Genomic DNA, 13,991 nt, shown 5'->3' on the forward strand with positions numbered 1-13,991 from the left:
TAAATTGTATCTTTGGATTTGAATCAGGTAATTATTGCTAAGAAGCTCAAAATGCTGAATTTTGTCCAATGCTGGTTTAATTCAAAAGGGGCATATGCAAGTGCCCCTTTTTTTGATATATACTCAAATCAGTACTGATTCAACAAGATTTATTCAAATTTTGGATTATGCCTGTTATTCCTCAAAAGTAATCGCATCAGGTTCAGCTCCCAATTGCTCTAACAACTTACTAATTCCTTTTACCATAGGATCCGGTCCACAGACATAGAATTTCTGGGAAAAATCGGTGATATTTTCCTTAAGGAATTCCATGTCTATTCTTCCATATTCATGGCCATCAAGTTTTTCCTGATCAAGTATCGAAATAAAATCAGTTCCAAGGAGATCTTGAAAATAGGATTCCAAAATGACATCCTTACCGGTTTTGTTGGCAAAGAACAGACGGTTTCCTTTAATTTCATTGATTGATTGCAAATACCTGAAAATCCCAATAAATGGAGTAACACCAGCGCCACCTGCAATAAAAACACCTTTTCCCTTATATTGGATTGCACCCCAGGGATCATCGATGATTAATTCGTCAGCTACCTTTAAAGAATCTATCTTATTGGTGACTCCATCATGGTCCCTATATGATTTGATTACAAACTCCAAGTAATCAGAATCAGGAAGTGAGGTAAAAGTAAAAGGTCTTTTTTCTTCTTGCCAGCCCTTTTCATTGATAGCTACCTCAGTAGCCTGACCGGGTACAAAAGAATAATCTTTTGGTTTCTCAGTTTTAATTTGTTTGACATCATGCGTTAAAGAAAGAATATCTAATATTTTTACTGTAAAGGCCATTTGTTTTTTTGTTTGATACTACTATATAAAACGGCTCAGACAATTTTTGTTCATTCTAAAACAATTTAGAACTGCCTTAACAAGGAAACCATTTCTTTATTCTTCTTAAAATAAGACGGTTTTGATTTCTGGAAATGGAGGATTTTTCCCTTTCATAAAATTTCGGATTCCTTGATAAAACAGTGTATCCGCCGTTACTAGGCATGGTTTGTAGTTTTAAACCAATAACCAAAATCAACAAACCCTAATTCCTAAACTCCATATAGACCAAAGAATCTATTTTCCTAAAATAAAATCCCATAACAAAAATGAAATTCAAATTTTCTGTAATTTGTCAAATAAACCGCAATTGAAATTTTTATGAAAAAGGTCCTGGTAATATTGGCCCATCCAAAATATGAGCACTCAATAGTCAATCAGGCTTTGGCAGATGCTGCTTCCAAATTGGAAAATGTTGAAATCAGGGATCTTTATGAATTGTACCCGGATTTCAATATTGATGTGCAGACCGAGCAGGAAATCCTATTTACTGCCGATATTATTATTTGGCAACACCCCATTTACTGGTATTCCGCCCCGCCTCTTTTCAAACAATGGCTTGACTTGGTTTTGGATTTTGGTTGGGCTTATGGTCCGGGCGGTATTTACCTCAAAAACAAGCTTGTTTTCAATTGTGTCAGTTCGGGTGGTACAGAGTCAGCTTATACCAAAGATGGAAAGCATGGCCATACCTTGAGGGAGTTTTTATTGCCTTTTGAGCAGACTGCCAAATTATGCCACATGTTTTATTTACCTCCCTTTCATATTGGAGGAACCCACAAAATAACTTCCTCTGAACTTCAAAAAGGTGCTGAGAAATTCAGTAGTATTTTGAAGTATCTCAGAGACACTAAAGAAGTACCTGATCATCTTTTTCAATTGGATGAATTGAACCATTTCAAACCTTAAACCATGGAAAATTCTTTTCTGTTTCAAGCCATTATCTATTTGGCAGCTGCCATCATCTGTGTCCCCATTGCCAAAAAATTAGGAATGGGATCGGTCTTGGGCTATCTACTTGCAGGTATTATAATCGGTCCATATGTATTGGAGTTTATAGGTGAAGAGGGTGAAGATATCATGCACTTTGCGGAATTTGGGGTGGTGATGATGCTGTTCCTGATCGGGCTGGAATTAGAGCCAGCTAAATTATGGCAAATGAGGGCTATGATTACCAGAATAGGGTTATCCCAGGTTTTAATTACTACCCTTGCATTTTTTGGGATTATGATCATTTCCGGATTCTCCTGGCAAATTTCTCTGGCAGTTTCTATGTCTCTCTCGCTTTCTTCCACCGCCATTGTACTGCAGTCCCTCAAAGAAAAAAACCAATTGGAATCCAATGCGGGGAAAAACTCATTTGCGGTATTGCTGATGCAGGATATTGCAGTCATCCCGATGTTGGCCATCATTCCACTTTTGGCTGTTGCTGGAGATGCGCTTTCCACAGATCACCATGGTAGCCCTATAGAACAGTTCCCCGGATGGACACAAACACTTTTTGTGGTTGGCGCTGTGGGTCTTGTAGTCCTATTGGGTAGGTTTGCCTTTGTTCCTGTTTTAAGGATGATAGCCCGAACCAGACTTAGGGAGCTTTTTGTTGCCTCAGCGCTGTTGATTGTAGTGGGCATTGCCTTTTTGATGGAGATTGTTGGGCTTAGTCCTGCGTTGGGGACTTTCCTCGCAGGAGTGATTTTAGCAAATTCGGAGTTTAAACATGAACTTGAAAGTGATCTTGATCCATTCAAAGGTTTGCTTTTGGGCTTATTTTTTATCGCTGTAGGGGCATCCATCAATTTTGGGCTAATAGGAGAAAATGCCATAATGATAATTTCCATAACTCTGGGTATCCTTTTACTGAAAACTTTGGTTCTGCTTGGAATTGGAAAATATGCCAAATTGGGTTTGGACCAAAATTTGATATTTGCCATTGGCCTAAGTCAAGTCGGGGAATTTTCATTTGTAACCTATTCATTTGCAAACCAGCTACAAATATTGGATAAACCCACCAATGATATCCTGATGGCCATTACCGCAATTAGTATGACCATCACCCCATTGCTGATTTTATTAAATGAAAAACTTATCCTTCCCAGGGTAGGCACTTTGGAAAAAGAGGTAAAAGAAGCTGATGTGGTAGAAGAAAAACACAATGTCATTATCGTAGGATTTTCCCATTTTGGGAGTACCATTGGGAGATTTTTAAGAGCCAACGGAATCAAAGCCACTATTTTGGACAATGATTCTGACCGGGTGGATTTATTGAGAAAAATGGGATTTAAAGTCTATTATGGAGACGCAACGAGGGCTGACTTATTGGAATCCGCAGGGGCCAATGAAGCCAAAATCCTTATTTCTGCGATTGATGACCCTGAAACCAATTACCTTTTGGTAGAGACAGTTAAAAAACATTTTCCCAAACTGGAACTTATGGTGAGGGCCAAAAACCGTAGCGACGCCTACGAATTAATGGAAATGGATGTTCCCAATATTTACAGGGAACACCTCGACAGCTCGATAAGGTTGGGCAAAGATGTCTTGGTCAAGTTGGGATTCAGATCCCATACAGTTCATCGCTTAGGACAGAATTTCCTCAAATATGACGAGGAAGCATTAAAAGAATTAGTAAAAGTAAAGCATGATCAAAAAGAATACATCTCTTCGGTCAGGAGGACAATTGAAATGCAGGAACAACTTCTATCCTCGGAAAGACTCCGAAAATTCGCACTCAATGACCATGCTTGGGATTCAGAAGTGATGAAAGGAAAGTGATTTTCTAGAAAAGAAGTCGATACTTGTAGATGAAAAAAATCCTGCCCTTGATTGTTCTCTCTCAATTTTTGAGTACATCGCTTTGGTTTGCAGGAAATGCGGTATTACCCGATCTCGCAAAAGAAATAAAACTGGCGCCTGAATACCTTGGCCACTTGACGAGCGCTGTGCAATTTGGATTTATCGCTGGTACTTTGGTTTTTTCCATACTTACTGTCGCAGACAAGTTTTCTCCATCCTGGGTGTTTTTTTGGAGTTCTGTGGTAGCATCTGCATTTAACTTTGCTATCCGGATCGAAGATATCAGTGCCCTTGAAATCCTGTTTTTCAGGTTTGGAACAGGCTTTTTTCTTGCGGGGATTTATCCTGTTGGGATGAAAATCGCCTCCGATTATTTCCAAAAAGGTCTTGGCAAATCTTTGGGGTTTTTGATTGGAGCTTTGGTTTTGGGTACCGCTTTTCCCCACTTGGTAAGAAGTTTTCTGGATCCGCTTCCCTGGAGATATGTAATCGATGCGACATCAGTTTTGGCTTTGATCGGTGGGTTTACGATCGTGGCTTTAGTACCAAACGGGCCCTATAGAAAGAAAAGCCATGGGTTTGATTTTACTTCTTTTTTTAAGGTTTTCCAGACAAATTCCATCCGGTCTGCTGCTTACGGCTATTTTGGCCATATGTGGGAACTCTATGCATTTTGGGCTTTTTTACCCTTTATACTTCAGTATTATAATAAACTCCATAATTTGGAATTGGATTATGCATTTTGGTCCTTTACCATAATCGCTGTAGGTGCAGTTTCCTGCAGCGCTGCAGGAATATTGTCAGGCAAATTCACTCCAAAAGCAATAGCTTCCTTTGCACTTGCCCTATCCGGGATCTGTTGCTTTATCTCTCCGTTGCTTATTTTTCAAGATTCTCAGGGAGTGATGCTTGTATTTTTGATGGTTTGGGGATTGGCGGTCACGGCGGATTCACCTATGTTTTCGACCATGGTCGCCCAAAATGCTCCTGAGGCAACAAGGGGAACCTCATTGACAATCGTCAATAGTGTTGGCTTTGGAATTACGATCATCAGTATTCAGCTAATCAACCTTCTATCTTCTCAAATTGATCCTATCTATTTGTTTCCGGTTTTGGGACTTGGTCCGTTATTGGGATTGGCGGGGATGTGGAGGGAAAGAAATTAATCAATTGTTAAAATTGATAAACAAAATAAAATTTGGAAAACCCATCTGTTTTTTGATATAATAATAACTTTTTTTATAAAAATTTTATCACATAAAATCTATTTTTAATAAAAGTTAATATATTTAACACTTATAGTTATATTATTTAAAAAAGTTAGTCATTTAAAAATCACAAAATTCTATTTATGAAAAACAGTTTTAATCCAGTTCTCAAGGGCTTTTTTCTGATTATAAGCATTTTCTCAGCCCTTTTCCTGACAGCATGTTCTGATGACAATAACACTCCCCAACTTCCGACTAAAGGCACTTTGTTGGGAAATATTCAGACTTTTGATGACAAATTGATTTCCACCAATGACGCAGGAGGCGTCACTATAACAGCTTCCAACCTTACAGGTCAGACATTCACAGCAACGGCTGACAATACAGGAAGATATACTTTCAATGAACTCCCCTATGACAGTTATCAGTTTGAAATCAGCAAATCCGGTTATGGAACTTTGAGAGTTTTTGGGATTTCTCATGTATATGTTAAAGATGTAATTTCCACAGTAGTCCAAAATATTCCATTTGGAAAAATTTCAACTACAACAGTGACAGGACTGGCTTTCAATGAGTTTTTACTGAACGGTGAAGTAGGCGTAAGTTTTGATTATAATTTATCACCGGTACCCACTTCGTCCAATAAAGCTTTTGTACGCTACTTTTTGGGTCCGTTTGCAGATGTTTCCAACACCAAATTTACAGCTAGAAGTGAGGTTTTTAGTTTTTCAAGCTTAAGTGCCAATACAGGATTTACCAAAGATAAATTGCTGGAAATGGGCTTTAGTGCCGGACAAACAGTATATGTCAGGATGTATGGGGATTCCTTCATTTCCAACAATTGGGAGGACCCGACCTCCGGCATTGAAGTATTTCCAAATATCAACCCCACTACTGTAGCAGCAGTTTCATTTGTAGTCCCAAATTGATTTCAAGCTAAGGACTATGAATTTCAATATTTCAACCTTGTTTGCTGCTTATTTATTTTGTTGGGTTGTGGCAATAAACAAGAAGCTGAAATATGGCTGATTGATCATAAATCAGATAATTAGGGGATTTTGAGTTGAGTTTAAATAATCCGATATGCATTTTTTTGGAGTAATAATTAATCCTTTTTACTCAGAATTGCCTGTAAAAAAAAGACCTTTGAGGTTTTTTCAAACCTCAAAGGTCTTACATTTTTACTTCTTACTTCCTACTTCAAACTTCTTACTTTATACTACCCTCTCATTTCTTTGTAAGCATTGATCAAACCGTTGGTGGATGCATCATGGCTGCTTACTTTATTCGCATTTACCAGTTCGGGAAGGATGGCATTGGCCAACACTTTTCCCAATTCCACACCCCACTGATCGAAGCTGTAAATGTTCCAAATTACTCCCTGCACAAAAATCTTGTGTTCATACATTGCGATCAACTGCCCCAATGTATAGGGTGTAATTTGTTTCACCAAAATAGAATTGGTTGGCCTGTTTCCCTCAAAAACCCGATGAGGGGCAATTTTGGTAATTTCTGCTTCTGATCTACCTGCCTTGTTCATTTCAGCAGTGACCTGTTCCAAAGTCTTACCGTTCATCAAAGCTTCCGTCTGGGCAAAGAAATTGGAAAGCAACTTGACATGGTGGTCGGAAATCGGATTATGGGAAATCGCCGGAGCTATAAAATCACAGGGAATCAAATGAGTACCCTGATGGATAAGCTGGTAAAATGCATGTTGACCGTTGGTTCCCGGTTCTCCCCAGATAATTGGGCCTGTAGTATAATCCACTTTATCTCCAGATCTGGAAACATATTTTCCATTGGATTCCATGTTCCCCTGCTGAAAGTAAGCTGCGAATCTGTGCAGGTATTGGTCATAAGGTAAAATCGCCTCAGAAGTTGCTCCCAAAAAGTTGGTATTCCAAATACCTACCAAAGCCAGGATTACTGGAATATTGTTTTCAAATGGGGCATTTCTGAAATGAATGTCCATACTATATGCTCCTTCCAGGAGTTTTTCGAAATTGTCAAATCCAATCGCACAAGCTATAGGTAATCCGATAGCTGACCAAAGTGAGTACCTGCCCCCAACCCAATCCCAAAAAGCGAACATATTATCCGGATCAATACCAAAATCCGTAACGCCTTTTTCATTGGTGGAAAGGGCTACGAAATGTTTGGCAACTGCTTTATCATCCTGGGCATATTCCAAAAACCAATCTCTTGCCGTATGGGCATTTGTCATGGTTTCCTGTGTGGTAAAAGTTTTGGAAGCAATGAAAAACAAGGTGGTTTCCGGGTTGACTTTTTTGAGGGTTTCAGCTATATGTGTGCCGTCTACATTGGAAACAAAATAGACTTCCAAATTCGGGTTTTGGTAAGGTTTCAAAGCCTCTGTAACCATAACCGGACCCAAATCAGAACCTCCAATTCCAATATTCACCAAAGAAGTAATGGGCTTTCCGGTATATCCTGACCAAGTTCCATTGGAAATCTTGTCAGCAAAAGTTTTCATCTGACGCAAGACCGCATTGATATCCGGCATGACGTCTTTCCCTTCAAAATTCATAGGTTTATTGGACCTATTTCTTAAAGCCGTGTGCAGCACAGCCCTACCTTCTGTACCATTGATCTTTTCTCCGTCAAACATGGCTTCAATTGCAGCCCTTAATCCGGTTTCTTCAGCCAATTCGATCAAGGCAGACTTGATTTCATAGTCAAGTCTATTTTTGGAATAATCTACCAAAACATCTTCCAGTCGGATGGTAAAGGCATCAAATCTTTTAGGTTCATTAAAAAGATTTTTGATTTGGGTCTGTTGATGTAATACGGAGAGTGATTGGAGTTTTCCCCAGGCTGTTGTGGTCGTTGGATTGATGCTTTTCATAGATTGATAGGTTTAATATAATTGGCCCTGCAAAAATAAGATTATTAATGAGGGTTTAAAATCATAAAACTAAGAATCCAAAATATGGGCATCCTTTTTGTAACCTTTTACATATGCCAACCGATTAACTATAAAGTTAAACCATTTGATAGCTGTATGAAGAAATTTATCTATCTCGTATTTTTTATTTTTTTATCTTCTTCTTCTTTTTTAGTTGCTCAAAAATCCAAGACTGTTTTTCTTGACAAACATTTTAGGCCTTTGACCAGCAAAAGCATTGAAGACCATCAATACCAAAAAACCATTTTCCCAATTTCTGAAGGTATACAAAAAGAAAGGATCCAAGAGCTTAATGGAAAATTGATAAGGGTTATTTCGAATGAATTTGAAGGAAAAAAGAATCTGATCAGATCAATAACTGAGGAATATGGAGAAAATGAAAGCATCCATAAAATCTCAACTCTTGAACTCAGCACCAAAAAGGAAATGATAGAATATTTTCAAGAAGGAAAATTAGTAGCCAGATTTTTATGTAACGACAATGAGGTGGTTTTCGGATGGCGTGTGATTGATGGCGAACAAGTCGAGACTTCCAGAAATGAATTTGAACCGGATTTTGCAGTTTCAAAACAGCAATTCAAAGATTTCCTAAGGTCAAACCTTAACTTTCCGGAAAAAGCAAGAAAAAAAAGTATTCAAGGAATTGTGACTATTGCCTTGGAAATAATGCCTGATGGATCTGTCAATACAATGGAAATTGTCAATCAAGATGAGGTGTCTCCAATGCTTCAGGAAGAAGCCAAAAGAGTAATTACCGCTTTTGACAAGGGATACAAACCCGCTTTGGATGTGAATGGAAATCCTGTCAGAAAATGGATGTATGTGCCTGTGAGGTTCAGTTTGGGGTGATTTTTGGTTTTTGGACTTTGATTCTCAATTCCCGCTTCTTTTATCTTGCTTCGTGTATATTGGCTCAATCACTCCCTATTTGCCCGGCATCACTTTACTTTCTACTTCTCCAAATCCAACACGAATACCTGCCTTCTCACAGTAACCTTTCATAATTACGGTATCGCCATCTTCTATAAATTTACGTTCCCCTCCTTCTTCCAGTTGGACAGGCTTAGTGCCTTTCCATGCCAGTTCCAACATGGATCCAAAGCTTTCGGAAGTTGGGCCGGAAATCGTACCCGAAGCCATCATGTCTCCAACATTGATATTACATCCATTGACCGTATGATGGGCAAGCTGTTGGGCAATATTCCAATACATATACTTGAAATTGGAAGTACATACTTTGGTACTCTTCAGGCCATCAGGCTGTATATAGACTTCTAAGTTTATATCAAAAGCATGATCTTTTTGGTATTGTAAATAGGGTAAAACTTCCGGTTCCTGCTTAGGTCCAGGAACCCTAAAGGGTTCCAAAGCCTCTAAAGTCACAATCCATGGTGAAATACTTGATGCAAAACTTTTTCCCAAGAAAGGACCTAATGGTACATATTCCCAAGCCTGAATATCCCTAGCTGACCAATCGTTGAAAAGTACCATACCAAAAATATAATCCTCCGCATCTTCCGTGCTCACACTATCCCCCATCTTGGTGGATTTTCCTACTATAAAGGCCATCTCCAGTTCAAAATCCAATCTGCGACTTGGTCCGAATTCGGGAGTATCCATATTTGGATCCTTGTATTGTCCTTTGGGTCTGTGGATGGGAATTCCGGATGGAATAATAGAGGAAGACCTTCCGTGATAACCAACAGGTAGATGTTTCCAATTGGGCAATAAAGCATTCTCGGGATCACGGAACATAGTTCCAACGTTGGTAGCATGCTCCATGCTGCTGTAAAAATCAGTATAATCTCCGATCTTTACCGGCAAAAGCATTTGGGCTTCTTTTCTCGTCACTATTGCTTTGCCCCTGCTTTGATGATCTCGCAAGGCCCCGTTTTCTTCTTTGAGCAAGTCCTGAACTTTTTCTCTAACCCTTTTGGTAATAGGCTTACCCAAGCCAATAAAATCATTCAGGGAATCTTTTTGGAAAATCCCATGGGGTAGCTGCGTCATATCAGAAAAAAAACCTTCTTCATGTAAAACCGCCAAATCGACGATTTTATCCCCTATAGCAATTCCTGCCCTAGGAGAAAGTCTTTTATTTTGGAAAATTCCAAAAGGCAGATTGTAAATTGTGAAATCAGAATCTTTGGGAACAGGCACCCAGCTTTTCAAGGACGGAACTATCAATTCACTCATGGTTAAAAATTTATTCAAGTCCAAAGATAGAATTTAAACAGGGAAGAAAAAATCAAAGAAAATTCAGGATATTAGAGGAAGATAAAAAAAAATCCGGATCCGTGTATCCATTAAATTTATTTATTCTGTCTATTTGTAAAAATTTAGAATAAGAAATTGAAGTTTGTTAATTTTTTTACGAAATTACCAACTTGAATAAATTATTGCCAAAGATAACCATGAAGTACTTCAGCCCACTAATCATATTACTTCTTTTCATATTTGTGGCTTGCAAACAAAATACTTCTTCAGAAATTTCATTTGGGGAAGGGGAACAGCTCAGCTACAATTTCCATATACGCCCGATACTTTCAGATAAGTGTTTTGCCTGTCACGGACCTGATGCCAACAAGCAGGAAGCAGGATTGAGGCTGGATGTTCCTGAAACTGCTTTTGCTGCAATGAAAGAAAGCCCTGGAAAATTCGCCATCATTCCCAATGATATCGACGGTTCCGAACTATACCACCGAATAGTCAGCACTGATCCCAATGAACTGATGCCTCCTCCTGAATCCAATCTGTCTTTGACCCAAGAAGAGATAGGATTGATCAAAAAGTGGATCGAACAGGGTGCACAATATGAACCACATTGGGCTTTTGTAAGTCCCAAAAAAGCAGCATTGCCCAAAGTCAAAGATGAAGAATGGACCAGAAATGAAATAGATTATTTCACTTTGGCCAAAATGAACAAATTGGGTCTGGATCCAAACGATCAGGCAGAAAAGCACGAATTGTTGAAAAGGGTCAGCCTTGACCTGACAGGCCTACCCCCTACCCCTGAAATGATCAGTGCTTTTGAAAAAGACAACAGCCCTGAGGCATATGAAAAAGCATTGGATAAAATCATGAACCTGCCCACCTTTGGAGAAAAGATGGCAGTCCTATGGATGGATATTTCAAGGTACTCCGATTCCTATGGCTATCAGGATGACAATATCCGTACCCAATGGCCCTACAGGGATTGGGTGATTCATGCATTCAACAAAAATATTCCCTACGACCAATTCATCACCTGGCAGTTGGCCGGGGATATGTTGCCAAATGCAACCAAAGAACAGATTTTAGCGACAGCTTTTAACAGAAATCATAAATATACCGAGGAAGGCGGTGTTATTCCAGAGGAGTACAGGGTGGAATATGTCCTGGACAAATCCAATACCTTCAGCAAAGGAATTCTTGGTATAACTATGGAATGTGCCCAATGCCATGACCATAAATACGATCCGATTTCCCAGCAAAACTTCTACGAGATGTTTGCCTTTTTCAATAATACTCCTGAAAAAGGATATGAAGGTGACGTCTCCCAATCAAAACCTGCCAAAACCCCGATCCTTTGGATTGAGAGAGAGGATATCAACGAACTCCTTACATTTATCAACCATCAGGATACGAGCAAACTCATGGTTTCCGTGATGGAAGAACTAGATACTTTGAGAACGACATACATCCTAAACCGTGGTTTGTATGATGCCCGAACTACTCCTGTCAGCCCAGGTACACCGGAAAGTATTTTTTCCTTTCCTGACAATCTGCCCAAAAACAGGTTGGGATTGGCGCAATGGACCGTGGACAAAAACAATCCGCTCACTGCCAGAGTATTTGTCAACCTGATGTGGCAGGAAATCTTCGGGATCGGCATTGTAAAATCCACGGGCGATTTTGGGATGCAGGGCGATCTTCCCTCCCATCCGGAGCTCTTAGATTGGCTTGCAGTAGATTTTATGGAAAATGATTGGGACATAAAGCGACTACTCAAAAAAATAATGACTTCGGCAACATACATGCAGTCATCTAAGGTTACCAAGAAGCATTTGAATACAGATCCTGACAATGTTTATTTGGCAAGGTCCCCAAGATTGAGGTTGCCTGCCGAGAATATCAGGGATTTGGTATTGGCGAGTTCGGGCCTGCTTGTACCTGAAATAGGTGGACCAAGTGTGAAACCTTACCAGCCGGAAGGACTTTGGGAAGCAGCCACATCCGGTAGAGGAGAACTCAAAACCTACAAACAGGACCAAGGAGAAAAGCTTTACAGAAGAGGTCTTTATACCTTTATCAAACTCACATCACCGCCTCCGATGCCGATCATATTTGATGGGTCAAACAGAGACCAGTGTGAAGTAAACAGAGGAAGGACCAATACGCCCCTTCAGGCCTTGGTCATGATGAACGATCCCTTGGTAATGGAAGCTTCACGGGTTTTGGCAAGTCAGCTAACTGAAAAAGAATCCGATCCTGAAACAGCCATAGAGGAAGCTTTCAAAAGAATCCTTTGCAGGGCCCCCAATCCTAAGGAAATGGAGATTCTTTCCGGATACTTTGAAGATGAATTATCGAGATTCAGTAAAGACCAGGAATCGGCTGATGCCTTATTGAGAATGGGTGAATACCCTATCAAAGAAGAAAAAATAACCCCGGACACTGCCGCTATGATGCAGGTGATTCTGGCGATGTATAACCTTGAAGAAGCAATAACAAAAATCTGAGATGGAAAAAGAACAATCTGAATTTGGACTCAATGAAAACAGGAGAAAATTTCTTTCGAAGGTCAGCTTAGGTATTGGTAGCTTGGCTTTAGGTAGTCTGTTGATTCCTGATCTGTTCAAGGGAAAAAGCGGTGAGGATGCCCTGATGGAAGCTTTGCCCCATTTTGCCCCAAAAGCAAAACGTGTTATCTACCTTTTTCAAAACGGAGCACCATCCCAGTTGGAAACATTTGATTACAAGCCTTTGTTGAACCAGCAGATCGGACAAGAACTTCCCGACTCCATCCGAGCAGGACAGAGGCTGACAGGCATGACTGCAGGACAAAGCTCTTTTCCCTTAGTAGGTTCTTTCTTCAAGTTCAACCAATATGGAGAATCCCGAGCCTGGATTTCTGAGGCATTCCCCCATACCGCCAAAGTAGTGGATGATATCTGCATCATCAAGTCCATGCATACGGAAGCCATCAACCATGATCCTGCTTTGACTTTCTTCCAGACAGGCGCGCAAGTGGGAAACCGTCCCAGTATGGGAGCATGGCTGAGTTATGGTCTCGGAAGTGAAAACAGCAACCTACCCTCTTTTTGTGTGCTATTGAGCCGAGGAAAAGGAAACGGACAGGGAGTTTATTCCAAGCTATGGACCAACGGTTTTTTGGATTCCGTACATCAGGGTGTACAGTTTTCGGCAAGTGAAGATCCTGTCCTTTATCTCAAAGATCCAAAAGGGATGAACAGAGAGGACAGGAGACGGATGTTGGACAAGCTGGCCGAACTGAACAATATGAATTATGAGACTTTTGGAGATCCTGAAATACAGGCCAAAGTCCAACAATATGAAATGGCTTTCCGTATGCAGACGGCAGTGCCGGAAGTGACCGATATCAAATCAGAGCCCGACAGCATCATCAAAATGTACGGTCCGGATTGTTTGATTCCGGGTACTTATGCAGCCAACTGCCTTTTGGCGAGAAAATTATCAGAAAATGGGGTCCGTTTTGTACAGCTGTACCATCAGGGCTGGGATGCCCACGACAACCTGCCCAATCAGATGGTCGGCCAGGCAAAAGATGTGGATCAGGCTTCGGCAGCCCTTATCTCAGACCTTAAACAAAGAGGCTTGTTGGATGAAACTTTGGTGATTTGGGGTGGGGAATTTGGGAGGACAAACTACTGTCAGGGAAAAATACAGGTAGACAATTATGGACGTGACCACCATCCAAGGGCATTTTCCATTTGGATGGCAGGCGGGGGTGTGAAGTCAGGAATGGTTTATGGTGAAACAGATGAATTTGGATACAACATTGTGGAAAACCCGGTTCATGTCCATGACTTCCAGGCCACCATCTTGCATTTGATGGGAATTGACCATGAAAGACTTACTTACAAACACTTGGGAAGAAGGTATAGGTTGACCGATGTACACGGTAAAGTTGTAAAAGACATTTTGGTTTAACAGTTCTTGCA

At 40.3% G+C, this 13,991-nt stretch carries 10 protein-coding genes; 7 read left to right on the plus strand and 3 right to left on the minus strand.

Features of this window, described 5'->3' with window-relative positions; translation table 11 throughout:
- Nucleotides 1-174 precede the first annotated feature (174 nt).
- Nucleotides 175-840: an FAD-binding oxidoreductase gene (locus B9A52_RS19350; RefSeq protein WP_084122013.1), complete on the minus strand. Its 666-nt coding sequence runs from the start codon at nt 838-840 to the stop codon at nt 175-177.
- 360 nt (nt 841-1,200) lie between these two features.
- Between B9A52_RS19350 and kefF the strand changes: the two genes are divergently transcribed.
- The 4 genes from kefF to B9A52_RS19370 all read left to right on the plus strand — a co-directional run bounded on the left by kefF (nt 1,201) and on the right by B9A52_RS19370 (nt 5,809).
- A complete protein-coding gene (gene kefF, locus B9A52_RS19355) occupies nt 1,201-1,788 on the plus strand; it encodes a glutathione-regulated potassium-efflux system oxidoreductase KefF (RefSeq protein WP_084122014.1) in 588 nt (195 codons plus the stop codon).
- A 3-nt stretch (nt 1,789-1,791) separates the two neighbouring features.
- Complete coding sequence (locus tag B9A52_RS19360; protein ID WP_084122015.1) at nt 1,792-3,651, plus strand: monovalent cation:proton antiporter-2 (CPA2) family protein; 1,860 nt, start codon at nt 1,792-1,794, stop codon at nt 3,649-3,651.
- Nucleotides 3,652-3,680: 29 nt separating this feature from the next.
- Nucleotides 3,681-4,838 (plus strand): MFS transporter, encoded by a 1,158-nt coding sequence (locus B9A52_RS19365; protein ID WP_084122016.1) that lies wholly within the window; start codon nt 3,681-3,683, stop codon nt 4,836-4,838.
- Nucleotides 4,839-5,023: 185 nt separating this feature from the next.
- Nucleotides 5,024-5,809: a carboxypeptidase-like regulatory domain-containing protein gene (locus tag B9A52_RS19370; RefSeq protein WP_084122017.1), complete on the plus strand. Its 786-nt coding sequence runs from the start codon at nt 5,024-5,026 to the stop codon at nt 5,807-5,809.
- Nucleotides 5,810-6,099: 290 nt separating this feature from the next.
- Here B9A52_RS19370 and pgi read toward each other — a convergent pair whose 3' ends face one another.
- Entirely contained in the window at nt 6,100-7,746 is a 1,647-nt protein-coding gene (gene pgi / locus B9A52_RS19375) for a glucose-6-phosphate isomerase (RefSeq protein WP_084122018.1), read from the minus strand.
- A gap of 156 nt (nt 7,747-7,902) precedes the next feature.
- Here pgi and B9A52_RS19380 point away from each other — a divergent pair, with 156 nt between their 5' ends.
- Nucleotides 7,903-8,655: an energy transducer TonB gene (locus B9A52_RS19380; protein WP_172805246.1), complete on the plus strand. Its 753-nt coding sequence runs from the start codon at nt 7,903-7,905 to the stop codon at nt 8,653-8,655.
- 75 nt (nt 8,656-8,730) lie between these two features.
- On the opposite strand, the gene fahA is transcribed toward B9A52_RS19380, so the two are convergent.
- Nucleotides 8,731-10,002, minus strand: coding sequence for a fumarylacetoacetase (fahA, locus tag B9A52_RS19385; RefSeq protein ID WP_197687243.1), 1,272 nt, complete (start codon nt 10,000-10,002; stop codon nt 8,731-8,733).
- A gap of 218 nt (nt 10,003-10,220) precedes the next feature.
- Between fahA and B9A52_RS19390 the strand changes: the two genes are divergently transcribed.
- Nucleotides 10,221-12,527 carry a PSD1 and planctomycete cytochrome C domain-containing protein gene (locus B9A52_RS19390; RefSeq protein ID WP_084122020.1) on the plus strand — a complete coding sequence of 769 codons (2,307 nt, stop codon included), beginning with the start codon at nt 10,221-10,223 and terminating at the stop codon, nt 12,525-12,527.
- Nucleotide 12,528: 1 nt separating this feature from the next.
- Entirely contained in the window at nt 12,529-13,980 is a 1,452-nt protein-coding gene (locus B9A52_RS19395; RefSeq protein ID WP_084122021.1) for a DUF1501 domain-containing protein, read from the plus strand.
- The last annotated feature ends 11 nt before the right edge of the window (nt 13,981-13,991 follow it).

It is taken from the genome of Aquiflexum balticum DSM 16537 (assembly GCF_900176595.1).
GTDB lineage: Bacteria > Bacteroidota > Bacteroidia > Cytophagales > Cyclobacteriaceae > Aquiflexum > Aquiflexum balticum.